Origin of the sequence: Ochrobactrum sp. AN78 (genome assembly GCF_029909885.1) — a bacterium.
In the GTDB taxonomy this organism is placed as follows: Bacteria; Pseudomonadota; Alphaproteobacteria; order Rhizobiales; family Rhizobiaceae; genus Brucella; species Brucella quorumnocens.
Genome location: NZ_JASAMU010000019.1, coordinates 18,665 through 42,327, shown reverse-complemented (window position 1 = coordinate 42,327; position 23,663 = coordinate 18,665). Strand labels below are relative to the sequence as shown.

Below are 23,663 nucleotides of genomic sequence, written 5' to 3'. Positions count from 1 at the left end.
CATTATAATAGATATTAATTCTACCATAATGGAAAACATAATAGATCGGCTCGATAACGCCATCGGCGACAATCTGCGCCGCCTGCGCCTTGCGCAAGGCATGACGCTGGATGCGCTTGGGGATGCGTCAGGTGTCAGCCGCGCCATGATCTCGCGGATCGAGCGTGGCGAAACCAGCCCGACCGCACAGCTTCTGGCGCGCATTTGTGCAGCTCTCGGCACATCGCTCTCAGCCTTCTTTGCTGATGCGGAAGCCCCTGCTTCTCCCTTGCTCACGCATGATCGCCAGCCAGTCTGGCGTGATCCGGATACAGGCTATATCCGGCGGTCTGTTTCGCCACCAGGAACGGGATCGAGCATCGACATGATCGAGGTCGAGTTTCCCGCAGGGGCAAAGGTCGCCTTCGCTCCACAAACAGCCAATGCAGGCATCACACAGCATTTGTGGCTCCTGAAGGGAGAAATGGAAATCACGGTTGGTGAAACCGCATATCGGCTCCAAGCCGGCGACTGTCTTTACATGCCACTCGTCGAGGGCATCACCTTTCATAATCCCGGCATGTCGACCGCACGCTATACAATCGTACTCGAACGCCGCAGCAGTCTTTGAAAGCAATAAGCATGATTCGCGTTCTCAATTTCGAAGAAGCCAGAGCCGCCATCCCGGCACTTGCCGAAATCATTACGGATTGCGTGAATGGCGGCGCATCGGTCGGCTTCATGGCACCATGCGAAACGCATGATTTCATCCCCTACTGGAACCGTGTCGCCAATGAAGTCGATGCTGGCGAGACTGCGCTTCTGATTGCCGAACATCAGGGCGAGATCGTCGGCACGGTACAGCTTGGCCTGTCGCAAATGCCAAATCAGCCGCATCGCGCCGACCTCAAAAAGCTGCTCATCCATACAAAAGCGCGCGGCCTTGGCATTGCGCGCAAACTGATGGAAGCAGCCGAAGAAAGTGCTCGCAACCATCGCAAGACACTCATCTGCCTTGACACCGCGACCGGCAGTCATGCGGAAGCAATCTATACCCATCTTGGCTGGGAACGGGTCGGCGTGATCCCGAACTATGCGCTTTATCCTGACGGAAGCCCCTGTGCGACCACACTTTTCTATAAAGGCCTCTGAAATGACCCTGACTATCCGCTTTGCCAACGAAGCTGACCTCCCTGCCCTGCTCGCAATCTACAATGACGCGGTCAAGAACACGCTCGCCATCTGGAACGACACACTTGTCGATCTGGAAAACCGCCGTGAATGGCTCAAAGCCCGCAATCGCGACGGCTTTCCGGTGCTTGTTGCCGAACGTGAGGGGCAAGTTGTCGGCTATGCGAGTTATGGCCCTTTCCGCCCGTTTGAGGGTTTCCGCCACTCATCCGAACTCTCCGTCTATGTGGCGAGTGACGCACGGGGCGGCGGTATTGGGCGCACCCTTCTCGCCGAGCTTGTCGAAAAAGCCCGTAACCGAAAAGTCCATGTCCTCGTGGCGGGCATTGAATCAGGCAATGCGGCCTCCATTGCGCTCCATAAATCGCAAGGCTTTGAAGATTGCGGAACGCTGAAACAAGTCGGCCAGAAATTCGGACGCTGGCTCGATCTGACTTTCATGCAAAAGATTCTCTGATCAGCAACAAAAAGGCCGCTTTCGCGGCCTTTTTGTTTAGTTCGTCTGTGTAACAACGTCCCCAACTGGCAGCTCGTCAAGACCAATCTCGCCTTCAACCTGATCGCTGCGCGCCATCAGGTAGAGGCCGAGCACGGAAGTCAGAACGGCGATGAACACCAGATACCACGCATGTGCCATCGGATTGACCGCGAGCAACGATGTTACAACAACTGGCGTCAGACCACCAAAAATCGCATAGGAAATATTGTAGGAAAACGACAGGCCAGAGAAGCGGACAGGCGCTGGGAAAGCGCGCACCATCACATAAGGAACAGCGCCAACCATACCGACAGAAAGTCCCATCACCGCATACAGCGCGAACAGAACAGGCAGGGAAACCGCCGCATAGGTGTAGAACGCGAAGGTTGCAACACCGAAAAAGACACCCGCGACCGCGAAGAATCTTCCGCTGCCGATACGATCGACAATCGCGCCAGCAGTCACGGTCCCAAACATCAGAAACAGCGTACCAAAGCTCGTCGCAGCCAGCGATTCCAGCGGCGTATAGCCGTAAAGCTTCTGCAGGAATGTGGCGGTCATCAGCGTCGTGACGACAATGCCTGCCGACAGAATCCATGTCAGCAACACGGAAATGACAACACCATGCATGTGGTTGCGCAGAACCGTGCCAAGCGGCAGCTTGTCCTTGAGCAAATGGCTGTTCTTCATCTCGGTGAAGATCGGCGTTTCAGCCAGCCAGCGGCGCAGATAAACGGCAAACAGACCGAAAATACCACCGATGAAGAACGGAATGCGCCAAGCATAGGCAGCAAGCTCTTCCGGGGTGAAAATCCAATTGATGGCGGTTGCAATCAGCGAGCCGATCATAATGCCAAGCGTCAGACCCGAGCAAAGGAAACCACACGCCATGCCAACACGATTGGCCGGTACATGCTCGGCCACGAAGGTCCATGCGCCAGGCACTTCACCGCCAATGGCAGCACCCTGCAACATGCGGAAGATAATCAACAGGATTGGCGCACCAACACCCAGCGTTGCATAGGTTGGCAAACAGGCCATGGCCAATGTAGAAATCGACATCAGGAAAACCGAGAAAGCAAATACGCGCTTACGGCCGAACTTGTCGCCAAAATGCGCCAGCACGATGCCACCAATCGGGCGCACCAGGTAACCTGCCGCGAAAATGCCAAACGTCTGGATCAGCACCAGCCAGTCCGGCATGTCGGGCGGAAAAAACAGATGACCGATAACGCTCGCAAAAAACACGAAGATGATAAAATCATAAAACTCCAGCGCGCCACCCAATGCCGATAGGCCAAGAGTGCGAAAATCCTGCCGGTTTAATGGTCGGGGATTGTTGCTTGCATGAGAGTTTGTCGGTGCCATCGATCCAATTCTTTTCTGGTCGTTGTATTTTGGAGTGGGTTTTAACGCGCATCCCGAAAAGTGTGAAACGGTTTTCGGACAAGATGTGCGTGAAAGCAAACTTTGAGATGCGCTGATATGATTTTATCAGATCAGCGCTCTAATGCTCCAGTTGCGGGCGCTGCAAAGCTTGACTTCTACACGATAAAACATATTTTAGAATTATTCTAAACTGTGGAATTTTGAAATGCTCAGCCGATTCTTTCGCAATGGTCGCCGACCTTTTGATTCGCTCTCCGAACAGGAAATATTGGCGCTGGCCATATCCTCTGAAGAGGATGATGCACGTATTTACCTCTCTTATGCCGATGGTTTGCGTGACGAGTTTCCGCAGTCGGCAAAAATATTCGAACAAATGGCGGCAGAAGAACATGAGCACCGTGATGCGCTGATTGAACGGCATCGCGCGCGCTTCGGTGAACGCATCCCACTGATCCGCCGCGAACATGTCAGCGGCTATTTTGAGCGCAAGCCCGACTGGCTGGTGCGCCCACTTGGCATCGACAAGGTGCGCGACGCCGCAACTCAGATGGAAGAACAAGCTTACCGCTTTTATATCGAGGCCGCGAAGCGTGTAACTGATGCAGGCACGCGTAAGCTTCTTGGTGATCTGGCCCAGCAGGAAAAAAAACATGAGGTGACAGCCGAGGCGCTGGAGCACGAACTGACACCACATACGGTGCAAGATGAGGAGCGCGCGCTCGAGCGCAAACGGTTCATCCTGACCTATGTGCAGCCGGGTCTGGCGGGTCTCATGGATGGATCAGTCTCGACCCTTGCGCCGATTTTCGCTGCAGCCTTTGCTACGCAGGATACATGGCAGACATTTCTGATTGGCCTTTCGGCATCGGTCGGTGCGGGCATTTCCATGGGCTTCACCGAAGCCGTACATGATGATGGCAAGTTGTCTGGTCGAGGCTCACCCATCAAACGCGGGCTCTCCTGCGGTATCATGACGACACTGGGTGGCCTTGGCCATACTCTGCCGTACCTGATCAGCGATTTCTGGACCGCAACAACGATTGCAGCGATTCTGGTGTTCTTCGAGCTCTGGGCAATCGCCTTTATCCAGAACCGCTATATGGAAACGCCGTTCTTCCGCGCGGCGTTGCAAGTGGTGTTCGGCGGCGCTTTGGTTCTGGCCGCAGGCATTTTGATCGGCAGCGCTTAAGCCTTAACTGCGTCGCGGGGCTGAGAGATCGGTCCTTCAAAGACATCAATCGCAATACGCCCCTGCCGGGAAACAGTGACAAAGCTGTTTGCCGGCACCGCCATCCAGTTTGCCTTATCGCCATCAAGCGGCTCAGAAACCACGCAAATGCCAGACGCACTGCCCAGTGTCGCCGTATAAAGTGTTGGCGCAAAATCATCGGTGGCATAGCGGATCGCGTAAAGCTGGTTCCCATCGGAAAAAGCCGCAGTCAGCCGCAAAAAAGGTGGAACACCTGCGCGCACAGCCTCTTCAACAATCGTTGCGACCATACGTTTCATGGCCAGTGCAGGATCGCCATCAAGCCCAAACTCCAGCATCAGCAGAAAGATCAGCTCTGAATCAGTTGCACCGTGTTTCTGACGATAGACGTCGTCGCTCAAGTGGCCTTCAAGCCTGCGCCGCAACCGGTCGAAGTCGCCAATCTGGCCGTTATGCATGAAGCTCCAGCGGCCCGACACAAATGGATGGCAATTGGAGCGGCTGGTTAGTCCGCCCGTTGATGCTCGGACATGCGCAAGAAAAAGGCGCGACTGAATTTGCCGCGCCAGGCTCCGCAAGTTTTGATCAGACCAGGCGGGCAGAATATCCCGATAAAGCCCCGGTTCATCGCGATTTCCATACCAGGCAACCCCGAAACCGTCGCCATTTGTACGTGTTTTGGCTTCATGCGCATCGTGGCTTTGGGCCACGAGCGAATGGCAGGGAGACGAAATAATGTCTTCCAGATAAGTCTCAGGTCCGAGATAGGCGGCCCAACGGCACATGTTTGATCCGGAAATTACCGGCCCCGGTTTTGTGTCCGCTCATAAAGCTGGCGGATGATCGTGCTTGCCGTCTTCTCGAATAAAAATGGCAAAATTGCATGGATAAGCGCTGCGAACGCTGCGCAAAAAAGCTTGAATGAAAAACGACCGGCAAAGGCCATATGCTGAAAATAGGTTTCGTCAACAGATTCCGGATGCTCGGTGAAGAGGCGGGTAATACGTGTTGTCATTGGAAATACTCCCGTCAATGAGTAATTTGTTCCCGTTACGCGGCGCAGATTGCACCTTGTCTAGAAAATCATTTTAGCAAAAGCAAACGAGATGAAATCTCAATTTGTCCTTGATAAATACGATTCTTTGAGACAAATATCCCAATATGAAACCTTCATTGGATGAAATTGATCGCAAAATATTGGGTGAACTGCAAATTGACGGAACCTTGTCCGTTGATTCTCTCTCAGAGCGTGTGCATCTTTCGCGCAATGCCTGCTGGCGGCGCGTCAAGCGCATGGAAGATGAAGGCTTCATCAAGGCGCGTGTCGCTCTTGTCGATGCCGAGATGGCTGGTTGCGGCCTTTCGGTCTTCATTCTGGTTCGCACATCGAGCCACGATCCTGATTGGCTGGGCAAGTTTCGCTCGGCCATGGCGCGCTTTCCTGAAATCGTTGGCGTCTATCGCATGACGGGTGATCTCGACTATGTGCTGAAAGCGCGTGTTTCCGACGTCAAAGCCTACGACCGGCTCTATCAGCGCCTGATTGCCAGCGCCCCCCTGTCAGATGTGTCAGCCTCTTTCGTGATGGAAGAGATCAAGGAAACCACGTCCGTACCGCTGGAACGGGATTGAATTGGCTCAGACATCGCAGCTCATGGTGTAAAAGCATGATCCTGTGCCGCAGTATCATTGCAAAACGTCAAATAGACTGTACACCTTTGGTGCAATTTCACGTATGAGCGTCGCCAATTTGAATTTTCGCAGGAAAGGCTCCCTCATGACCGCAGCATCCGCTCAAGCACCAACGCTCGGCATCATCCGCCTCGAACATGCGGACGGCCTTGAACTCCCCGCTTACGAAACTTCCGGCTCTGCTGGCATGGATCTCCGTGCGGCTGTTGCCGAAGACCGCCAGATCGTACTTCTGCCGGGCCGCCGGACCTTGGTGCCAACTGGCCTCATCTTCGAAATCCCGGAAGGCTACGAAGTTCAGATCCGCCCTCGCTCGGGCCTCGCATTCAAGAACGGCATCACCTGCCTCAACACACCGGGCACAATCGATTCGGACTATCGGGGCGAAGTGAAGGTCCTTCTGATCAATCTGAGCGACGACGACTTCCGCATCGAACGCGGTATGCGCATTGCACAAGCAGTCTTCTCACCTGTCGTTCAGCCAAAGATCGAAGAACGTTCTGAAATCAGCGAAACCGCCCGTGGTGCGGGCGGTTTTGGTTCGACCGGAACGGCCTGAATAAATTACCAAGCAAGCATTATGAAAAGCCGGAACCTCGTTCCGGCTTTTTTATTTGCACTCTCTAGATCACTTTTCTCAGCAGATTTTTCGCGAATCTAAGCTCTAGGACCATTCCGCGCATGACAAATAATTAAGATGAATTCTTGAGTGGGTGAGCATAGATATCTGATTAATACAGCTACTTTATATTGAATTCTCAGAGGGTACAGGGTGCTTAGATCCACCGATTCACTTCAGGCAGGTCAGAAGAAGACCGCATCAGCCAAGCGTGCACCGCGTAATCGACGCCGTTTATGGGTCTGGTTGCCAATCGCCGCTATCGCTTTGGGCGCGGGTTGGTATTTCCTGAGCGCACGCGAAAGCGGTAGCCAGAAAAGCACCTATCTGGCCGAAACAGTGGAACGCGGAAATATCGAAAATTCGATCACCGCCGTCGGCACGCTCAGCGCCCTGCGCAGTATCAATGTCGGCGCTCAGGTTTCCGGACAGCTTAAAAGCGTCAAGGTCGAAGTTGGCGACGAGGTCAAACAGGGGGACCTGATTGCCGAGATTGACCCCTCGCCGTTTGAGAAAAAAGTTGAAATCGCCAGTGCGCAGCTCGACAATCTCAAAGCCCAGCTTTTAAGCAAGCAAGCGCAACTAACGCTGAAAAAGTCGAATGCTGCCCGTCAGCGCTCCTTGCTCGCAAGCCGCAATGCTTCACAGTCGACTATCGATCAGGCCGATGCTGATCTCGCCATGGCTGACGCTGACGTGAAAGCTTTAAGCGCGCAAATCCGCCAGCAGGAAGCGCAGCTTGCCAGCGATAAGGTCGATCTCGGCTACACCAAGATTTACAGCCCGATGGCTGGCACCGTCGTCGACCAAGCCGCCAAGGAAGGCGAAACACTGAACGCCGTGCAAAGTGCGCCGACGGTCGTCACGGTTGCGGATCTCAAGGTGATGACGGTCGAGGCACAGGTCTCTGAAGCCGATATCAGCAAACTTAAGCCCAATATGCCGGTTTATTTCACCTTGCTCGGCCAGCCTGACAAACGGTTTACCGGCACATTGCGTCAGATCAAGCCAACGCCACAGACCGACAACAATGTCGTTCTCTATTATGCGTTGTTCGACGTTCCCAACCCAACTGGCGAACTCATGATCAATATGAGCGCACAGGTCTATTTCGTTCTCGATCACGCCGACAATGTGCTGATCGTTCCGACCGCAGCGCTCAATTCCAAGCGCGAAGGCCAAGGCAAACCACAAGCAACGGTTCAGGTCGTCGATAAAAGCGGCTCCACCACGGAGCGCACCGTAGAGGTGGGCGTTCGTAACCGCGTACAGGCGGAAATCAAGAGCGGGCTTGAAGAAGGCGACAAGGTGGTTGTCACCTCCGCCTCGGCAACGGCAGGCTCAACCCAGCGCGGTCGCAGGCCCGGCGGCATGTTCTTCTGATGGGAGCATCCATGAACGACGCGCCCCTCATCAGACTGACGGATATCAGCAAGACCTATCACAATGGCGATCTCGCCGTTGAGGTTCTGCATGGCATTAAGCTTGATATACGCGCCGGTGAGTTCGTGGCTATCATGGGCGCATCAGGCTCGGGTAAATCGACGCTTATGAATATTCTGGGCTGTCTCGACAGTCCCAGCGGCGGTGAATATCTGCTCGATGGCGAAGATGTATCAACCCTTGATGCAGACGAATTGGCCGCATTGCGCCGCCGCACCTTCGGCTTTGTGTTCCAGAGCTACAACCTCATTGCAACATCGACCGCGCAAGAAAACGTCGAGGTTCCGGCGATCTATGCAGGCATGCCGGCCACCAAACGCCATGAACGCGCGGCCGAACTTCTCAACTCACTGAAACTCGGCGACCGCTTGGACCATCGCCCCAATCAGCTTTCCGGTGGTCAGCAGCAGCGCGTTTCCATCGCACGTGCGCTTATGAATGGCGGACGCATTATTCTTGCGGATGAACCGACAGGCGCGCTCGACAGTCAGAGTGGCGAAGATGTCATGGCGCTGCTTCGCTCCATGCATGAACAGGGTCATACGATTATCGTGATCACCCACGCCCGTGAAGTTGCGGAACGGGCAGACCGGCTGATCGAAATCCGCGATGGACAGATCCTGTCCGACACAACCAATCGTGAAATGCCGATTAGCGATGCACCACAAACCTTGCAGCAAATGACAGCAAGTGGTGCCGCACATATTGCCGATATTTCGGAAGCGGTGAAAATGGCAATGCGTGCGTTGCGCGCCAATATTTTCCGCACAATCCTCACCCTGCTCGGCATCGTCATCGGTGTGAGTTCGGTCGTCACCATGCTTGCCATCGGCACAGGCGCGCAGAATTCTATTCTTGACCGTATCAACGCAATGGGCACCGATCTGGTGCTCATTCGACCATCCATGCCGGGTTTTCGTGGCTCTGGCTCAGTGGCAACGCTGGTGCCGGAAGATGCCGACGCTATCCTGCAGCTGCCCAACATAAAAACGGCTGTTCCAGAAGTGACTGGCAGCGTTACGCTCCGGCGCGGCAATGTCGATTACCAATCGCAGGCAAACGGCACTGTTGCGGCATTCACGGAAGCGAAATCCTGGAAGGTCGCAACAGGCGATTTCATCGCCGATCATGATATGGAAACCTATGCACCCGTTGCGGTGCTGGGCGCTACGGTGGTCAAAACACTGTTCCCGGATGGCTCAAACCCCATTGGTCAATACATCCTAATCCAGAAAATACCTTTTCAGGTGATAGGTACTTTGGAACCCAAAGGAGCTGGCTTTGGTGGGTCGGATCAGGACGACGTGGTGATCGTACCGCTTTCGACCGGAAATCTCCGGCTGTTTGGCCAGAAATTTGTCCGCACAATCACGGTTCAGGTAAAAGACTCGGATCTGATCGATACGACACAGGATCAAATTCAGGAATTGCTGGACCACCGCCACAAGCAGCGTGACACCATGATCACAAACATGTCCTCGATTCGCGATGACGCGGCAGCGATGGGATCGACCCTGACGCTGTTTCTGGGATCTGTTGCCGCAATCTCGCTTCTGGTCGGCGGCATCGGCGTCATGAACATTATGTTGGTCAGCGTGACCGAGCGAACGCGTGAGATCGGTGTCCGCATGGCAACAGGCGCGCGACGACGCGACATTCTGCTTCAGTTCATCACCGAAGCGCTGACAGTTTCGGCAATTGGCGGTGCTGTTGGTGTTATTCTCGGCGTCGGCACGGCAGCGGCCCTATCCTGGGCAGGTGTGCCTGTTGGTTTCAGCGCAGGTCCTGTGCTGCTCGCCTTCGCCTGTGCTTTTGCAACGGGTCTTGTGTTTGGCTTTCTGCCCGCACGTAAAGCCTCGCGGCTTTTGCCAGCGGTAGCGCTCTCATCGGAATAAGTTACGCAACTGCCAGAACAGAAGCAAAAAGCCCGGCATGAAAGCCGGGCTTTTTGTTTAGAGCATAGTCCTATCGGATTGAAACGAGGATCGATAAGACTATGCTTAAAGTAAAATGAGTTAGAGCGCCGATCCGATTCAATCAGATCGAAACGCGCTCTAATGAAGAAATTCCAAAAGCTTATTTGAACTGAATTGGCACCGTAATCGGCATTCTCGGCTTAGCAATTGCCGCTGGAGGAGCAGGCACAGGCGACGAATTACGCGTTGCTTCAACTGCCAGCTGATCGACAGTTGGATTGCCTGATGATCCAACCAACCTTACGGAAAGAATATTTCCGGATGGATCAACAACGAAAGCGACCTGGGCTGTACCCTTCACGCCGCTTCCGGCCTTACGTTGCAAAGAACGTGTACGGCGCAACAAATGCGAATAGAGCTTGGCCTGCCACTTGTTGGAACTGACACCGGCAGAAGCATTGTTGTCGCCCCGGCGATTGGCTACAGCTTTTGCACCTGCATCAACATCCATGCGCGGTGCACTGGCCTGACGTGTTTCCTTGGCAGGCTCCGCCTTCTTGGGCTTTGGCTTTTCGACCTTCTGCACCGGTTTCGGCTTCTCAGGCTTCGGCTTTTCAACCTTCTTTTCCGGCTTTGGCTCAGGCTTTTCAATCGGCAGCGGCACAGCCACTTCCGGCTTCGGAGCTTCAACCACATCCGGAATCACTTCTTCCGGTTCCTTTACAGGTTCCGGTTCAGGCTCTGGCTCTGGTTCCTTGATTTCTTCCGGCACCGGTTCAGGCTCAACCTGTTCTTCAGGCTCTGCAGCTGTTTCCTGCTGTGGAGCCTCAGAGGCCACCTCTTCCATCGGAGCTTCAGGTTCAGGCGCAAGTTCGATCACCATGGCTGCGACCTGCGCGCCATCCGGTTGATCTTCCTCTTTCGTCAGATGCACAGCATAAGCACCGGCGGCATGAACACTAAGAACGATAATACCCGCACCGATCCAGCGCCCTGCATCATGCCAGAAGGAATGATGATGGCTATCGGTCGACGCCACATTCTTTATAGGGGGATGTTCGGGCGGGAGTCTGTCCATTTACTGAGCTCCCTGAATAGCTGGAGCTTGGGTCGGAGCTTGATCTGGGGCTGCTGCTGCAGAGCCATCAGGCGTAGCAGCACCAATGGTCTCAAGTCCAACGAGTGCAATCTTGAGATAGCCTGCTTCACGCAGCAGGTTCATCACACGCATCAGCTCGCCATAGCCAACATTCTTGTCAGCACGCAGGAAGACACGGGCTTCCTTGTTCTTTTCCGACACGATGTCGAGCTTGGGCCCGAGACCTTCACGAACCACCGTGTCATTGCCAACGCTGACGGTCAGATCTTCCTTCAGTGTCACATAAATCGGCTTGTCCGGGCGTGGCGCAGGTGTTGCGCTTGATGCGGGAAGGTCGACATTGATGTCGACCGTTGCCAACGGCGCCGCAACCATGAAGATGATCAGAAGAACAAGCATAACGTCGATGAACGGCGTCACGTTAATCTCGTGGTTCAGCTCCAGATCGTCGCCGTCGCTTTCGCGAATTTTGCCAGCCATAAACGTTACTCCGCAGCGTGCAGCTTGCCCTCAGGCACACCTGCAGTCTTGAAGTCGAGATCGCGGCTCACCAGACGCTCAACACCGGCAGACGCATCTGCCAGAAGCTGACGATAACCTGTGATCGCACGAGCAAAGACGTTGTAGATCACAACCGCCGGGATAGCCGCCACAAGGCCGATAGCCGTTGCAAGCAATGCTTCCGCAATACCGGGGGCGACGACAGCGAGGTTGGTCGTCTGTGCCTGACTGATGCCGATGAACGAGTTCATGATGCCCCAGACAGTACCGAACAGACCCACAAAAGGTGCAACTGAACCAATGGTTGCGAGAATGCCCGTACCTTTGGAAAGACGACGACCAGCCTTCGCTTCGATACGCGACAGGCGCGAAGAAACGCGTTCTTTAAGACCTTCACCGCCTGCACGGGCCAGTGCCGGACCAGAGAGGCGAACTTCATCTTCGGCAGCACGTACCAGAATTGCAGCAGGGCCTTTCGCACCGTCCAGAGACCGTACAGCCTCAGAAAGCGTCGCCGAATGGCCGATCACCTTCATGGCACGCTTGGCGCGGCTGCGTGCACCAGCAAGTTCAAGGGATTTGGCAACCCAAACGGTCCAGGTTGCAAGCGATGCCAGGGCAAGGCCGATCATGACCGACTTGACCACCCAGTCGGCGGCCATGAACATGCCCCAAGGCGAAAGATCATGTGGCAATACGAATGTGGGTGTTGCTTCCGCAGACGTCACCGGCTGCGCTGCTTCAGGCGTTGCCTGCTGAGCTGCTGCAGGCTCGTTTGATGAAGGCTCAGAAGGTGCAACAGCTGGCTGTTCAGCAGTTGGCGCCGAGTTTGCAGGTGCTGGGCTTGCAGGTGCTGGGCTTGCAGGTGCTGGGCTTGCAGGTGCCGGAGCTGTCGGCTCGCTTGCAGCAGGTGTGCTTGGCGCTGGCGTTGTCGGCGCTGGACTTGTTGCGGCCGGATTATTGGTGGCAGGCTCGGACGCGCCTTGCGCAAGTGCAGAACCCGCAAATGCCAGCAGCCCCACGCCCATCGCCGCAGCCGTGAAGCCTTTTCGCCAGAAACCAGTCATCTTGATCGCCTTTTGATTGTTCAGGTCCGAGCGCTTATGACTGATCGTTCATGCAGACCGTCGCGCCGCTTGTCGGCCTTTTCTTAACTCCCATTAACCTGATGATGCAAGTCATGTTTTGAATTTAGTTATATTTTCCCACGTTAGAGGTCGCAAAATGAACTGAACCGCGGAAGAAATACCTATTGCATAAAAACTTCAAATCAGACGTGATATAGACAAGACGGTCAGGACCGACATTTCTCATAGGTGCACGGACCTGGTTGAGGCCTGTGGAGGACATGCCAATGATGTTCAAGGACATTCAGACCCTCGAAAATGCGGCACGCACGGCCATGGCCGGCAATGAAGACCCATTGCCTGTGCAGCAGCCGCTGTTGAAGCCATCCCATTACGGTCTGGCTTTCATAACCCTGCTTGGTGCCGCATATTTGCTTTTCGCCTGAGGCGAGAAGAACAACAGCTCATCTGCGGCTCCCGCCGATGTTTACCATGACTTGCAGTAGGTCATGCATTGAGTTGCTGACCTGCGGCTTTGCATGCAACCATTGGGCCTGAATAGCGTTATCTTGGCTGAACAACATGTGTTGCAGACCAGAGATCGAACAGGAGGCCTGACATGGCGCGCGGAACAACAAATACGCGGAAAATCGAGGAAAAGCTCGAAGAAGCACTGACGGATTCGACAACCGAAGACCTTCAGTCACAGGTCGAACAACTCAAGGAAGATATTGCAGCCATTGCTGCTACCTTGGCTAATCTCGGTTCGCAGACCGTCCGCGATGCGAAGCGCACTGCCAAAGAAACCTATAAAAGTGCCTATGTGCAAAGCGAAGACGTGGTTGGCGACCTCAAGAACAAGGCGCAAGACGTCGAAGCTCAGCTGACCGAGACGATCCGCGCCCGGCCGATTGCGTCGCTCGCGACAGCTGTCGGCGTCGGTTATCTGCTCGCCCTCCTCTCGCGTCGCTGATCCGCGCCATGCTGAAACTTTTGGCGCCAGTCGTGGCATCCCTTGCCGGTGAAGAGCTGAAGCTCCTCACTGGACGAGCCAAGCGTGCCGCCATTTTTGGGGCGGCAATTGCTGTCTTCGGCCTTATCGCTGTTGTGTTTCTTTGCGTCGCGGCCTTTTTGGCTCTAGCGGAAAACTACGGCGGACCGATTGCAGCGCTGATTCTTGCGGGTCTGTCGCTGATCCTCGCTCTGCTGATTCTCGCTGTTCTGAAAATTCAGGCGGCTGCAGAAGAGAAAAAACGCAAGCAGCGCATTGAGGCGGACAAATCGGCCCTGATGGCCACGGCTGCAATTGCCACGGTGCCATCTATACTGAAACGTCCGATACTGGCCGTCGCGTTGCCGCTGGTCGGCATTGCACTTGTCAGCATGCTTTCAGACAAGAAGAAGCGCTAGAGCGCCGTGCGCCCTCTTGGGCGCACAAAGGTCGCTCTAACACTTTATATTTACAGCATAATTCCTTAAACTGATTCAACTTTAAGGAATTATGCTGTAGTCAAAAAAGCAGCTCCCCGTGATCCTCGCATTTCCAGAAAAAGTTGGAACTGGCTCTGATCACGGGGAGATGTCTTTTGTTATCAGTGCCTTTTATCCGGCGGCTTCAGTTTCCGGATCTTCTTTTGTGCTCGCAAGGGATGAAAGACGCACAATGACACGTGTGCCGGAACCGCTCTCAGCCGTTTCGTAGACGGGCTTTTCACCGAACTGCATACAAAGCTGCTCGACGACCAGCGTTCCAAGCCCGGTCTGTTCCTTGGCGTTCTCAGTCTCGTCCCTCTGCCAACCAACACCGTTATCTTCAACGATCAGAGCAGGTATTCCGGTTTCATCATCAAATTTGAAACTCACTGCGATCTGCCCCTCTTGCCGCCCCTTAAAGGCGTGCTTGACGGCGTTGGTGATGAGTTCGCCCAAAATGATCCCGACGGTGGTGACATCGCGTGCTTTGAGATCAAGCGGCGCAAAATCGGTCTGAAAGCTGATCTTGCGGTCTTCGCCGATAGCGTTGCGAATATCCTCGATAACGGTTTCCAGAAACTCGTCGATACGCGTCGATTCCATATCTTCACCCAGGCGAAGCCTGCGGTGGGCAGTGGAAACGGTCTGCACACGATCGCGGGCGGCAGAAAGGGCGGCGCGCGCTTCTTCACTGCGCGTCTGTCGCAGCTGCAGCCCAAGCAACGACGAAACAGTCGCAAGAGAATTACCGATACGATGGTTGGAATCCTGCAAAAGAATCTCGACGCGCTGACGCTCCCGTTCAGCGATGGCGCGTTCTTTCTCCAATTCAGCTGTCCGTTCACCCACACGCTTTTCAAGAAGCTCTTTTTCCGACAGCAAGGCCGACTGACCTTCGAAAAGAACGCGTGCCGCGCGTTGAACACGCGAGAAGAGCAAAAAGCCCAGCACGAAAGCGGAGGCAAGCGCAACAATCGAAGTCGCTGTCAGCCAGTAACGCATCTGATGAATATGGGCGTTACGCTCGGCAAGTTCCTGTTCTTCGGTGGCAATAAACTGAGAGACAGTTTCGGAGAGCTGATCCATCAGGAGCCTGCCCTCATCACCGCGCACTTTTTCAATGGCTTCCTGAACCTTGCCCGCCTTGGCGAGATTGACTGTGGTTCGCACATCATCATGTGCACGCTCGACCAGCGCCTTGATCTTTTTGACCCGGGCATCCTGTTGCGGATTGCCTTCCGTCAACAAAGCAAGATCGGAGAGCGTCTGATCGATATTGACGATTGAGCGCTGGTAAAGCTCGAGATAGGCGTCATCCAAAGTCAGAAGATAGCCGCGACGGCTCATCTCGATATTATAGGCAATGCGCGTGACCCGGCCGACCTGCTCACGCAGTTCGAAATTCTTCGAGATATCAACAACCTGACTGTTAACACCATAGGAAAGGAACAGTGTTATCAGCGCCGACAACAGAACTAAGCTAAGCGACACGATGAATGCTATCGGCCGAACGGAAGGTTTTAAAAGACGAGTTGAAAAGGCTGATACCAAAGGTCAATCCACGATAGAATTATTAAGCTTAAGCCTCACGCGCGAAAGCGCCTGAAATAGACGGCGCTGCAACGTTTTGAAGCCGCAACCAGCGCCGATGACCATTACGGGTCACCGGCGCTGGTTTCGCAAGCAAATATTAGTAGAGCGAAATCTTCAAGTAGCTAATGCTTAAAAACCACAACGGCATCGGCCCAGAAATCGGTATCGATTTTTGGAAGGCACACTGCGTTGATACGAAAGTTTGGAGCATCGTTGTATAGCGCCCGAGAGGGCGCACGACACTCTATCTTTTTGTTTTTACGCATATCTTAGTCCGAACACCGGTTCCCGTTTTTCGGGTCGTGTTCTAGGCAAAGCTTCTCAAAGTCACGCGGGAGGAGTTCGCATCAGGTCCGTAGTCTGCATCGCCTTCAATCTGCAATATCTCCTGCAGACGCGTACGAGCCCGACTGACACGACTTTTTATCGTGCCTACAGCACACCCACAGATTTCGGCAGCTTCCTCATAGGCAAAGCCTGATGCACCGATCAGAATGATTGCTTCACGCTGATCATCAGGCAATTGGTCGAGAGCTGCTTTGAAGTCCTGCAAATCCAGCATTCCATACTGCGAAGGATGCACTGCAAGCTGCTCGCTGAACACGCCATCAGTGTCCTGCACTTCACGACCGCGCTTCCGCATTTGCGTGTAAAATTCATTACGAAGGATCGTAAAGAGCCAAGCCTTCATGTTGGTACCCAACTCAAAGGATTCCTGCTTGGCCCAGGCTTTCATTATTGTGTCCTGAACGAGATCGTCAGCGCGGTCATGCTGACCGATCAACGATATGGCAAACGCACGCAGACTCGGCAACGATGCCAGGAGTTCACGCTTGAATTGCGCCATCTCCTCAGCCGACGGAACCAGTGCTCTGCTCACGCGTACTCTCCTGTTCAGCCTGATCGAGTTTTTCCAAAAGATCGAGAAAACGATCCGGAATTGTCTCATCCTGTATCGAAGTATAAAGCGCTTTTAGTTTGAGGCCTACTTCGCAGTTTGGCCCCAAAATGTCCTTCCGGACGCGCCCGTTTAGCCGTACCCCGACCCCGTTCGCATGAAAGTTTTTCTTGTTCGTCATCTCTTGTTCATTCTAGGCATTAAGCCCTGTTTCGATATTACCAAGCCCCAGCATTCACAGGCTAAATGCACCCACTCTCAAAAAGTTCCCGGAATTGTCACTTTCTCGTGGAACTATTTTCAAGCCGTGACGTTTTCGTATCATAATGCCGCGCTCTATAACATTCTCCAAAGGCTTTCAGGCCTGACCGTGAGTGTTAAAAAACAAGAATAGCGGCACTGAGGAGTCTATGAACCATGACGTTATCGACGCGTATTGCGCCGCACCTTCCTTATCTTCGTCGTTTTTCGCGCGCCCTGACAGGCTCGCAGGCATCGGGTGATGCCTATGTTGCAGCAACATTGGAAGCTTTGATCGCAGATATCAGTATCTTCCCGCCTTCATCTGCTGATCGAATTGCTCTTTATCGACTGTTCTGCAGTCTCTACAAGACGGCGTCCGTCCAGATACCGGAACCTGCGTCTGAATTTGCATGGGAAAAGCAGGCAGCAAGGAACCTGTCTCATATCGCTCCCTTGCCGCGACAGGCATTTTTGCTCGTTGCAGTCGAGGGCTTCAATGATCGTGAAGCAGCCGAAATTCTCGAACTGGAAGAAAGTGAATTTGGTCGGATTCTGGCAGCCGCTTCCACCGAAATCTCGAAGCAGGTCGCGACCCGCATCATGATCATCGAAGACGAACCGCTGATTGCCATGGACATCGAACAGATGGTCGAAAGTCTGGGTCATGAAGTGGTTGGTATTGCGCGCACTAAGGATGAAGCGCTTGCGCTGTATAAGCGCGAAAAGCCACGCATGGTGCTTGCGGATATTCAGCTTGCGGATGGAAGCTCGGGTATCGATGCGGTCAATGAAATTCTGCAGGATGATACTGTTCCTGTGATCTTCATCACGGCTTTCCCAGAACGCCTCCTCACAGGCGAACGGCCTGAGCCGACCTTCCTTGTGACCAAGCCGTTTAATCCCGACATGGTCAAGGCGCTTATCAGCCAAGCCCTGTTTTTTGAGGAAGCCGCTCAAGTCGCAGCCTAAAAACACACGATAGAGCCCATAAGTTAGTGCCCCCTGTAAAGAAAATCTTTTCAGGGGCATTAGCTTTCAGCAAACAATCATCCGCTTGAAAACGCGTGATTTTTTTGGGTCTGGACCTGCAAATTGTCTATTCCAAGGAACCAAAAGCATAGACAGGACGTTTCCCTTTCAATCAATGAAAAGGAGAACCAAAATGCTTTATTACGCTCTCGTTTTTCTCGTGGTAGCTCTGGTCGCAGGTGCTTTGGGCTTTGGTGGTATCGCTGGCGCATCAGCCGGTATCGCACAGATTCTGTTCTTCGTATTCCTGGCGCTGCTCGTCGTATCGCTGATCGCTTCTGCTATCCGCAAGGCTTAAACGATAGAAGGAATATTGCTGGTAGAGGGCATATTTCAGCCCTCCCCCAGCCCACAAATAGATCGCGTCGTGATAAGGCTCCAGCCAACGGCGCGATCATTCGTCTTCGAAACAATCAGACGTTCTTAAATTCTCTATTTCAAAACACAATTTTATCGATCACCAAGCTATTTTCATTCTACAACGGACGGCAGTTGAGGCATTCATGACAGCATCAAACCCAACTCTCAAAGAAACAGAGCCGGATGCTTCACGTTTGCGCGCATTATTGCGAGCCGTGCGGAACAGCAATGTTTGCGTTCTCTATCAAACACCCGACCTCCTTTACTCATGGGGCGAAAACATCCCCACTTACTGGCAGGAAAAATGGAAAGCGGGCGGCAAGGATTGCGATTTTATCTTCTCCACATCCATGTCGCGGCTTGATCATGCAAAACAGACAGCGCTCGAAACTGGCACGGCACAGAATGTCGAGTTGGCTATCAACGACGGCGATAAACTTCGCTGGATAGAGTTTCACATTGATTGCGATCGCGATTCCGATGGAACCGTATTGGGGCTGGTCACCACGGCTCTTGAAATCAGCGAGCTGAAACGCCGCGAACAAGTGTTGAAAACATTGTTGCGCGAGGTCAGCCACCGCTCAAAGAATTTGCTCGCCATTGTTCAGAGCATTGCCAGCCAAACGGCTCGCTTCACTGATTCTGTCGATGACTTTCTTCTAAAATTTCGCGGTCGTATCCAGTCCCTCTCCTATTCTCAGGATCTGGTGACCGATTCCAATTGGCACGGCGCATTGTTTCTCGATCTCGTCCGCTCACAGATTGAAAAATATATCGACATTAACGATGAGCGCCTGATCATCGAAAGCGACAATCCTTATCTTTTCCCGGGTGCTGCATTGCATGTCGGCCTTGCTCTGCATGAGCTGATTATCAACGCGACATCTTTTGGCGGGCTTTCGATCCCTTATGGACGCGTTATCATCTCCGCAAAAATCCACCGTACGGAAAAAGGTGACGAGGAGCTGGTTTTTCATTGGGAAGAAACCAACCCGTCTATGCCCGAAGTCTATCAACACGATCCGCGCTTTGGCAGCGCCGTTCTACAACGCATTGTTCCCTCAGCTGTGGGTGGACATGCTGAATACCGCGTGGATGGCGCAGGCGCTGTCTATTCTCTTACGGTTCCGGCAGAACAATTCGATTCTTAGAAAGACCAGCGCATCGGCCCTAAAATCGGAATCGATTTTGGGAAAGCACGATGCGTAGAGCCAGTAAGTTAGAACCTGCTTTGGGCCGCCGAAAGGCTGCATGGGCTCTGAAGAATGCCGCGCTCAAATGGATTCATTTGAGCTCCCGCGAACATGCAACAATTAAATGAACCTAGAGCACGTGCCACGGGTGCGATTAAAGCATCTCCAGCAAAAAGTGCGAAGTGATTTTGCGTTGGATAATGCGTAAAAACAAACAGTTACAGCGGTTCTAACGTTTCAGTCTTAACTGGAACCGCTATAGCGCGACACGCTCAATTGGCCCATCAATCCAAGTCACACGACAAAAGAAAAGCCGTTATGGTCCTCACCACAACGGCTTTACTCTGAATATGCGGAACGCCAGCTGCATAAACGGGGGCGTCTGCGCGGCATTCTCGCTGTCCACTTCATACGGGGAGATTGAAGTGAACGATGAAGACTGCTTGCGGGGCGGGTTGCAGTCCTCATAGCAAAAAACGCCAGTTGAGGGATTTGGTTCCCTCAGGATTTTATTTTTTTGCAATAAAGTTCGAGACGGTGATGAACGATCTCATATCCGAGCGAACGCGCAATCTCTTCCTGCAATTTTTCGATTTTGTCAGAGCGGAATTCGACCACATCGCCACTATCCATATCAATAATATGGTCATGATGTGCGCCACTCGCCTGTTCGAACCGGGACGGTCCACCAGCAAAGGCGTGGCGGTGGATCGCACCTAGCTCTTCGAGCAGTTTCATAGTCCGGTAAACGGTGGATAGCGAAATGCTATTGTCGATCTCGACCGCACGCCGGAAAATCTCCAGCGCGTCCGGGTGATCTTCCGTCTCAGTCAATATGTTCAGGATGATGCGGCGCGGCCGCGTAATGCGGACACCAGCCTGCCTCAACTCCTGCTCATAATCGGGTTTCTTATACGATTCACTCATGCTGAGATTATGCACCGGCAATGCTCCAGTTGCAAATTTTTGCAACTGGAATGGCAAACATCTCCCCAGACCATTTTCTGATCACCCTTGCTAATGAGGGCTCTTCATCGTGCGATCACAAATAGGCAAGCGGTGAGAGGCTCAGAATGAAGCCTATAAAGGCGACAAAGCTGCGCCAGTAAAATAGGCCCCAGAGACCGGATATGATCCCCACGGGTGCCGTGTAGACACAGAATATCACCAGATATCCGTCGTTACCCACGCCGAAGAAAACAAGATAGTAGAAAATGAATGCGGTTATTGCGCCAAAGATCAGGGATACAATCGCCGAGAAGCACCAGTTCTGCTTCCTGATAGATTTCGCTTGGTTCATACAGAGCCGATTCTCCGATTAGTCCCTGAGCAGAATAGGCACCTTGGCCGAAGGTTCTGATACAACCAAGGATGTCGGCCTCATTACCAGCGCGGTGTGCACCGATTATGGTGCACCAACGCGAAAATAGGTGCCGGCTGCAGTGCCAAAGCCACCGGAAGTAGACTCATCGCAAAATTGTGTAGGAATTTTCAAGGTTGCTCCTTCCAACTGAAGCACAAGGGGCCCGGACCCGCCCTTAAACTCTGCCTCGCCCGGTGTTTTCTGCTCAAGCACACCCTCGAAGTTGCACACCCAGCTCCCATTCGCCTGATCGGCAACGTTGATTTTCACCGAAAGCTGGCCTGATGTATTTTTTTCCAGCTCTACGAGGCCCCATTCGTTGCGCCAGTTGCCTTCAAAGGATGAGTTGCTGGTGACCGATATCCAGTTGAGGAACTCTGCGCGCATTTCTGTCCGGTCCAGCAAACCTTGCAGTTTGCTTTCTGGATTAGATAAATTGCTTTCAAACGCCTGAGTGCGCAACCGAATGAAGTCGCCCTGATCCACACGAAGTGCTTCCTTCAATGCAGGATCGGCTCTTTCAATCAGTGCAGAATACGCAATCGACATAGCACGGTCTGCCTCGGCAATCTCTTCCTTAGAACAAATCGCCTTTTCCGTTGCAGTCGAAGCTTTTCCGCAGTCAAACCCTGCTTGGGCCAATGCTGGAACAAGGGGAAATGCGTACATTCCTAAAGCGGCGCAGAAGACAGCGGAGTATTTCGTATGACGCATTTTCACCCTCAGTATTTAGCTCTTCAACTGTCGTCGATATATCTGTGATCAGGAGTAGACTTGTAATGGCTTTATGCCGTGCATCAAACTCTTTAAGCAACGTTTGCGTCCAATGCTAGAGGCTACCGCTTCAACCAGTCAGCGCGCGAACGTCTCTCCAAATTGAACAGACGTCAATTCGCGAGCAAGAGCCATTTTAATTGAAGGTGTTGAAATCTTGGTACGCCCAAGGGGAATCGAACCCCTGTTTGCGCCGTGAGAGGGCGCCGTCCTAACCGCTAGACGATGGGCGCAGAGCCAAGTAGCTTCCGCTGATATAGACCTGACAAGCCCAAAGCGCAATGCCAGCTGATATTGAAAAGGGCGACAAAACTGCCGCCCTGTAACTCATGAATTACTCGACATTACCGAGCTTGATGCGGCCAATGATACGGGACTCGCGATAATCGTAAACGATAATCTCAGTACCGCCGTCTGGCAGCAAAGTTTCCAGCGAAAGCTGCTGGCCAGACAGGCTTTGCGACAGCAGGCGCGTACCCGGCGCAAGTTCAATCTGCGATTCAATCAGCTTGATTGGCTCAGGCAGCGAGGGTGCAATTGCAGCCTGTCCCGGAATGTCTGTGCGCGCAGCTTCTGTTTCGCTTGCGTCCGGCGCGCGATTGATCTTGTAGACAACTGCGACAAGCACAGCCATAAGACCTATCAACATAACACCGATGGAAACTGCAAGCAGACGGATCATCTTGCGACGGACTTTCTCCATCGCTGGATCAAGCGGGGGTTCCGGCTGTTGTTGTTCCGGATAATAGCCCTGCTGATAGTCCTGATATCCTGAATCCTGCTGATTCTGATATCTGGGATAGTGTGGATCCTGCATTAAATGACTCCGGTTCATGCACCCGCGTGGGCGCGTGATAACGAAGGGAAGAGACAATTGAAAGAACTAATTGCCGACCTAGATGCTGCAGGCAAAAGATTAGACCAGTGGCTGGCCGCAGCATTGGGGCCGGAACTCTCCCGCAGTCGCGTCCAGTCCCTGATTGCTGAGGGTCATGTGACCCTCGATGGTATTCCCGCCAGCGGCGCAAAGCAAAAGCTGCGCGAAGGCATGAAGATTGCCATCGTGCTGCCTGAGCCTGAACCTGCCGATCCGCAAGGCGAGAACATCCCGCTGGATATTCTCTATGAAGACGATGATCTCATCGTCATCAACAAGCCCGCAGGCCTTGTTGTCCATCCGGGGAACGGCAACTGGACGGGAACGCTTGTTAATGCCCTCATATATCATTGTGGCGATAGCTTGTCCGGTATCGGTGGAATCCGCCGTCCCGGCATCGTTCATCGTCTGGACAAGGATACAAGCGGCGTTATGGTTGTTGCCAAGAATGATCGTTCCCATCGCCATTTGAGCGAACAGTTTGCCGATCACGGTCGCACCGGCGATCTGGAACGCGCTTATCTTGCACTCGTCTGGGGCATGACTGAGCGCCCGCAAGGTGTGATTGATGCCCATCTTGGCCGCTCGCATCGCGATCGCACCAAACAGGCCGTCGTGAAAGAAGAGCGCGAAGATGCGCGCCACGCGGTCACCCATTATTCGACGATTGAGAAGTTTGCACCACAGGAAGATGCAACCTCGCTTGCTTCGTTGGTCGAGTGCCGTCTCGAAACGGGTCGCACGCATCAGATCCGTGTTCACATGGCCCATATCGGCCATCCGCTTGTCGGCGACATGGACTATGGCAGTGCCTATAAAACCAAAGCCAACAAGTTGCCAGAACCGCTCAAGAACGCCGTACACGGCTTCCACCGCCAAGCACTGCATGCATGGCTTCTCGCTTTCACGCATCCCGCAACAGAAGAGCTAATGCGCTTTGAAGCCGCGATGCCGGAAGATATGAAACACCTTCTGGAAAGTTTCCGCAGCCACTCTATATAAGCCTGTAAAGAATATCGGGCTCGTTTTTGGGCCACTCATGACTATGTTTAAGCTCATCCCGAAAAGTGTGAAACGGTTTTCGGATGGGATGTGCGTGAACACAAATAGCAAGGGTGCTTATCGCAGCATCATGGATGAGCATGTGCTCCCTTGCTGTTCACATTCTAGTGACAGATTGTTTCATGAGTTTAAAGATCGTGTTTTCGCCAAAATCGTGCCTATATATGGAGGCTCGCGTGTGGGAAGTGCAGGAGGCAGCCCCCGCGACAGGTTC

28 protein-coding genes and 1 tRNA gene are annotated in these 23,663 nt (G+C 53.3%); 15 read left to right on the top strand and 14 right to left on the bottom strand.

The window, feature by feature from the left end; all coding sequences use genetic code 11:
- Window positions 1-28 precede the first annotated feature (28 nt).
- The 3 genes from QBD00_RS22645 to QBD00_RS22635 are packed head-to-tail and all read left to right on the top strand — an operon-like array spanning window position 29 to window position 1,627.
- A complete protein-coding gene (locus QBD00_RS22645) occupies window positions 29-610 on the top strand; it encodes a helix-turn-helix domain-containing protein (protein ID WP_412535060.1) in 582 nt (193 codons plus the stop codon).
- A 5-nt stretch (window positions 611-615) separates the two neighbouring features.
- Complete coding sequence (locus QBD00_RS22640; RefSeq protein ID WP_095447970.1) at window positions 616-1,131, top strand: GNAT family N-acetyltransferase; 516 nt, start codon at window positions 616-618, stop codon at window positions 1,129-1,131.
- A gap of 1 nt (window position 1,132) precedes the next feature.
- Window positions 1,133-1,627, top strand: coding sequence for a GNAT family N-acetyltransferase (locus QBD00_RS22635; protein ID WP_318580587.1), 495 nt, complete (start codon window positions 1,133-1,135; stop codon window positions 1,625-1,627).
- A gap of 36 nt (window positions 1,628-1,663) precedes the next feature.
- On the opposite strand, the gene QBD00_RS22630 is transcribed toward QBD00_RS22635, so the two are convergent.
- Window positions 1,664-3,016 (bottom strand): MFS transporter, encoded by a 1,353-nt coding sequence (locus QBD00_RS22630; protein ID WP_191794036.1) that lies wholly within the window; start codon window positions 3,014-3,016, stop codon window positions 1,664-1,666.
- Window positions 3,017-3,242: 226 nt separating this feature from the next.
- On the opposite strand from QBD00_RS22630, the gene mbfA reads away from it, so the two are divergent.
- Window positions 3,243-4,226: an iron exporter MbfA gene (gene mbfA / locus QBD00_RS22625; protein ID WP_095447291.1), complete on the top strand. Its 984-nt coding sequence runs from the start codon at window positions 3,243-3,245 to the stop codon at window positions 4,224-4,226.
- On the opposite strand, the gene QBD00_RS22620 is transcribed toward mbfA, so the two are convergent.
- Complete coding sequence (locus QBD00_RS22620) at window positions 4,223-5,032, bottom strand: class II glutamine amidotransferase (protein WP_318580586.1); 810 nt, start codon at window positions 5,030-5,032, stop codon at window positions 4,223-4,225. The two genes, mbfA and QBD00_RS22620, sit on opposite strands and share 4 nt — an antisense overlap.
- Before the next feature lie 14 nt (window positions 5,033-5,046).
- A complete protein-coding gene (locus QBD00_RS22615) occupies window positions 5,047-5,262 on the bottom strand; it encodes a DUF6356 family protein (protein ID WP_318580585.1) in 216 nt (71 codons plus the stop codon).
- Between the two features lie 146 nt (window positions 5,263-5,408).
- Here QBD00_RS22615 and QBD00_RS22610 point away from each other — a divergent pair, with 146 nt between their 5' ends.
- From QBD00_RS22610 to QBD00_RS22595, 4 genes are all read left to right on the top strand, one after another.
- The gene (locus tag QBD00_RS22610; protein ID WP_318580584.1) at window positions 5,409-5,879 is read left to right on the top strand and encodes an Lrp/AsnC family transcriptional regulator; all 471 of its coding nucleotides are present in this window, start codon (window positions 5,409-5,411) and stop codon (window positions 5,877-5,879) included.
- A gap of 145 nt (window positions 5,880-6,024) precedes the next feature.
- On the top strand, window positions 6,025-6,498 hold the full coding sequence (gene dut, locus QBD00_RS22605) for a dUTP diphosphatase (protein WP_318580583.1): 474 nt from the start codon (window positions 6,025-6,027) through the stop codon (window positions 6,496-6,498).
- A gap of 213 nt (window positions 6,499-6,711) precedes the next feature.
- Complete coding sequence (locus QBD00_RS22600; RefSeq protein ID WP_318580582.1) at window positions 6,712-7,941, top strand: efflux RND transporter periplasmic adaptor subunit; 1,230 nt, start codon at window positions 6,712-6,714, stop codon at window positions 7,939-7,941.
- Complete coding sequence (locus tag QBD00_RS22595; protein WP_412535059.1) at window positions 7,941-9,896, top strand: MacB family efflux pump subunit; 1,956 nt, start codon at window positions 7,941-7,943, stop codon at window positions 9,894-9,896. Before QBD00_RS22600 ends, QBD00_RS22595 begins: the two co-directional genes overlap by 1 nt.
- A 181-nt stretch (window positions 9,897-10,077) precedes the next feature.
- On the opposite strand, the gene QBD00_RS22590 is transcribed toward QBD00_RS22595, so the two are convergent.
- The 3 genes from QBD00_RS22590 to exbB are packed head-to-tail and all read right to left on the bottom strand — an operon-like array spanning window position 10,078 to window position 12,584.
- A complete protein-coding gene (locus tag QBD00_RS22590) occupies window positions 10,078-10,995 on the bottom strand; it encodes an energy transducer TonB (RefSeq protein WP_095447297.1) in 918 nt (305 codons plus the stop codon).
- Entirely contained in the window at window positions 10,996-11,496 is a 501-nt protein-coding gene (gene exbD, locus QBD00_RS22585; protein ID WP_095447298.1) for a TonB system transport protein ExbD, read from the bottom strand. It lies immediately after the preceding gene.
- 5 nt (window positions 11,497-11,501) lie between these two features.
- Window positions 11,502-12,584 (bottom strand): tonB-system energizer ExbB, encoded by a 1,083-nt coding sequence (exbB, locus tag QBD00_RS22580; RefSeq protein WP_318580580.1) that lies wholly within the window; start codon window positions 12,582-12,584, stop codon window positions 11,502-11,504.
- Window positions 12,585-12,871: 287 nt separating this feature from the next.
- Here exbB and QBD00_RS22575 point away from each other — a divergent pair, with 287 nt between their 5' ends.
- From QBD00_RS22575 to QBD00_RS22565, 3 genes are all read left to right on the top strand, one after another.
- A complete protein-coding gene (locus tag QBD00_RS22575) occupies window positions 12,872-13,030 on the top strand; it encodes a hypothetical protein (protein ID WP_167388302.1) in 159 nt (52 codons plus the stop codon).
- A 173-nt stretch (window positions 13,031-13,203) separates the two neighbouring features.
- Window positions 13,204-13,557, top strand: coding sequence for a DUF883 family protein (locus tag QBD00_RS22570; RefSeq protein ID WP_151096046.1), 354 nt, complete (start codon window positions 13,204-13,206; stop codon window positions 13,555-13,557).
- 8 nt (window positions 13,558-13,565) lie between these two features.
- The gene (locus QBD00_RS22565; protein ID WP_095447301.1) at window positions 13,566-13,994 is read left to right on the top strand and encodes a phage holin family protein; all 429 of its coding nucleotides are present in this window, start codon (window positions 13,566-13,568) and stop codon (window positions 13,992-13,994) included.
- Between the two features lie 192 nt (window positions 13,995-14,186).
- On the opposite strand, the gene QBD00_RS22560 is transcribed toward QBD00_RS22565, so the two are convergent.
- The 3 genes from QBD00_RS22560 to QBD00_RS22550 form a co-directional block, all read right to left on the bottom strand.
- Complete coding sequence (locus QBD00_RS22560) at window positions 14,187-15,608, bottom strand: sensor histidine kinase (protein ID WP_095447302.1); 1,422 nt, start codon at window positions 15,606-15,608, stop codon at window positions 14,187-14,189.
- A gap of 349 nt (window positions 15,609-15,957) precedes the next feature.
- On the bottom strand, window positions 15,958-16,497 hold the full coding sequence (locus QBD00_RS22555; protein WP_095447303.1) for an RNA polymerase sigma factor: 540 nt from the start codon (window positions 16,495-16,497) through the stop codon (window positions 15,958-15,960).
- A gap of 4 nt (window positions 16,498-16,501) precedes the next feature.
- Window positions 16,502-16,729 carry a NepR family anti-sigma factor gene (locus tag QBD00_RS22550; RefSeq protein WP_095447304.1) on the bottom strand — a complete coding sequence of 76 codons (228 nt, stop codon included), beginning with the start codon at window positions 16,727-16,729 and terminating at the stop codon, window positions 16,502-16,504.
- 236 nt (window positions 16,730-16,965) lie between these two features.
- On the opposite strand from QBD00_RS22550, the gene QBD00_RS22545 reads away from it, so the two are divergent.
- The 3 genes from QBD00_RS22545 to QBD00_RS22535 all read left to right on the top strand — a co-directional run bounded on the left by QBD00_RS22545 (window position 16,966) and on the right by QBD00_RS22535 (window position 19,331).
- On the top strand, window positions 16,966-17,760 hold the full coding sequence (locus tag QBD00_RS22545) for a response regulator (RefSeq protein WP_095447305.1): 795 nt from the start codon (window positions 16,966-16,968) through the stop codon (window positions 17,758-17,760).
- Window positions 17,761-17,953: 193 nt separating this feature from the next.
- Window positions 17,954-18,118, top strand: coding sequence for a DUF1328 domain-containing protein (locus QBD00_RS22540; RefSeq protein WP_007876538.1), 165 nt, complete (start codon window positions 17,954-17,956; stop codon window positions 18,116-18,118).
- 205 nt (window positions 18,119-18,323) lie between these two features.
- Entirely contained in the window at window positions 18,324-19,331 is a 1,008-nt protein-coding gene (locus QBD00_RS22535) for a PAS domain-containing sensor histidine kinase (RefSeq protein ID WP_095447306.1), read from the top strand.
- Between the two features lie 543 nt (window positions 19,332-19,874).
- On the opposite strand, the gene QBD00_RS22530 is transcribed toward QBD00_RS22535, so the two are convergent.
- The 5 genes from QBD00_RS22530 to QBD00_RS22510 all read right to left on the bottom strand — a co-directional run bounded on the left by QBD00_RS22530 (window position 19,875) and on the right by QBD00_RS22510 (window position 22,327).
- Window positions 19,875-20,300, bottom strand: a complete 426-nt coding sequence (locus tag QBD00_RS22530; protein WP_024895691.1) for a Fur family transcriptional regulator — start codon at window positions 20,298-20,300, stop codon at window positions 19,875-19,877.
- 115 nt (window positions 20,301-20,415) lie between these two features.
- Window positions 20,416-20,673: a hypothetical protein gene (locus tag QBD00_RS22525; RefSeq protein ID WP_318580579.1), complete on the bottom strand. Its 258-nt coding sequence runs from the start codon at window positions 20,671-20,673 to the stop codon at window positions 20,416-20,418.
- A gap of 105 nt (window positions 20,674-20,778) precedes the next feature.
- On the bottom strand, window positions 20,779-21,450 hold the full coding sequence (locus QBD00_RS22520; protein WP_318580578.1) for a lysozyme inhibitor LprI family protein: 672 nt from the start codon (window positions 21,448-21,450) through the stop codon (window positions 20,779-20,781).
- A 218-nt stretch (window positions 21,451-21,668) separates the two neighbouring features.
- Window positions 21,669-21,743 (bottom strand) — tRNA-Glu (locus QBD00_RS22515).
- Between the two features lie 101 nt (window positions 21,744-21,844).
- Window positions 21,845-22,327 (bottom strand): hypothetical protein, encoded by a 483-nt coding sequence (locus tag QBD00_RS22510; protein ID WP_095447308.1) that lies wholly within the window; start codon window positions 22,325-22,327, stop codon window positions 21,845-21,847.
- A 3-nt stretch (window positions 22,328-22,330) separates the two neighbouring features.
- On the opposite strand from QBD00_RS22510, the gene QBD00_RS22505 reads away from it, so the two are divergent.
- Window positions 22,331-23,389, top strand: a complete 1,059-nt coding sequence (locus QBD00_RS22505; protein WP_191793450.1) for an RluA family pseudouridine synthase — start codon at window positions 22,331-22,333, stop codon at window positions 23,387-23,389.
- Window positions 23,390-23,663: the final 274 nt, after the last annotated feature.

Coding starts and splice junctions, on each gene's coding strand:
- QBD00_RS22645 (WP_412535060.1), top strand. CDS start 29: ATGGAAAACATAATAGATCGGCTCGATAACGCCATCGGCGACAATCTG.
- QBD00_RS22635 (WP_318580587.1), top strand. CDS start 1,133: ATGACCCTGACTATCCGCTTTGCCAACGAAGCTGACCTCCCTGCCCTG.
- QBD00_RS22630 (WP_191794036.1), bottom strand. CDS start 3,016: ATGGCACCGACAAACTCTCATGCAAGCAACAATCCCCGACCATTAAAC.
- mbfA (WP_095447291.1), top strand. CDS start 3,243: ATGCTCAGCCGATTCTTTCGCAATGGTCGCCGACCTTTTGATTCGCTC.
- QBD00_RS22620 (WP_318580586.1), bottom strand. CDS start 5,032: ATGTGCCGTTGGGCCGCCTATCTCGGACCTGAGACTTATCTGGAAGAC.
- QBD00_RS22615 (WP_318580585.1), bottom strand. CDS start 5,262: ATGACAACACGTATTACCCGCCTCTTCACCGAGCATCCGGAATCTGTT.
- QBD00_RS22610 (WP_318580584.1), top strand. CDS start 5,409: ATGAAACCTTCATTGGATGAAATTGATCGCAAAATATTGGGTGAACTG.
- dut (WP_318580583.1), top strand. CDS start 6,025: ATGACCGCAGCATCCGCTCAAGCACCAACGCTCGGCATCATCCGCCTC.
- QBD00_RS22595 (WP_412535059.1), top strand. CDS start 7,941: ATGGGAGCATCCATGAACGACGCGCCCCTCATCAGACTGACGGATATC.
- QBD00_RS22590 (WP_095447297.1), bottom strand. CDS start 10,995: ATGGACAGACTCCCGCCCGAACATCCCCCTATAAAGAATGTGGCGTCG.
- exbD (WP_095447298.1), bottom strand. CDS start 11,496: ATGGCTGGCAAAATTCGCGAAAGCGACGGCGACGATCTGGAGCTGAAC.
- exbB (WP_318580580.1), bottom strand. CDS start 12,584: ATGACTGGTTTCTGGCGAAAAGGCTTCACGGCTGCGGCGATGGGCGTG.
- QBD00_RS22575 (WP_167388302.1), top strand. CDS start 12,872: ATGATGTTCAAGGACATTCAGACCCTCGAAAATGCGGCACGCACGGCC.
- QBD00_RS22570 (WP_151096046.1), top strand. CDS start 13,204: ATGGCGCGCGGAACAACAAATACGCGGAAAATCGAGGAAAAGCTCGAA.
- QBD00_RS22565 (WP_095447301.1), top strand. CDS start 13,566: ATGCTGAAACTTTTGGCGCCAGTCGTGGCATCCCTTGCCGGTGAAGAG.
- QBD00_RS22555 (WP_095447303.1), bottom strand. CDS start 16,497: ATGGCGCAATTCAAGCGTGAACTCCTGGCATCGTTGCCGAGTCTGCGT.
- QBD00_RS22550 (WP_095447304.1), bottom strand. CDS start 16,729: ATGACGAACAAGAAAAACTTTCATGCGAACGGGGTCGGGGTACGGCTA.
- QBD00_RS22545 (WP_095447305.1), top strand. CDS start 16,966: ATGACGTTATCGACGCGTATTGCGCCGCACCTTCCTTATCTTCGTCGT.
- QBD00_RS22540 (WP_007876538.1), top strand. CDS start 17,954: ATGCTTTATTACGCTCTCGTTTTTCTCGTGGTAGCTCTGGTCGCAGGT.
- QBD00_RS22535 (WP_095447306.1), top strand. CDS start 18,324: ATGACAGCATCAAACCCAACTCTCAAAGAAACAGAGCCGGATGCTTCA.
- QBD00_RS22530 (WP_024895691.1), bottom strand. CDS start 20,300: ATGAGTGAATCGTATAAGAAACCCGATTATGAGCAGGAGTTGAGGCAG.
- QBD00_RS22525 (WP_318580579.1), bottom strand. CDS start 20,673: ATGAACCAAGCGAAATCTATCAGGAAGCAGAACTGGTGCTTCTCGGCG.
- QBD00_RS22520 (WP_318580578.1), bottom strand. CDS start 21,450: ATGCGTCATACGAAATACTCCGCTGTCTTCTGCGCCGCTTTAGGAATG.
- QBD00_RS22510 (WP_095447308.1), bottom strand. CDS start 22,327: ATGCAGGATCCACACTATCCCAGATATCAGAATCAGCAGGATTCAGGA.
- QBD00_RS22505 (WP_191793450.1), top strand. CDS start 22,331: ATGACTCCGGTTCATGCACCCGCGTGGGCGCGTGATAACGAAGGGAAG.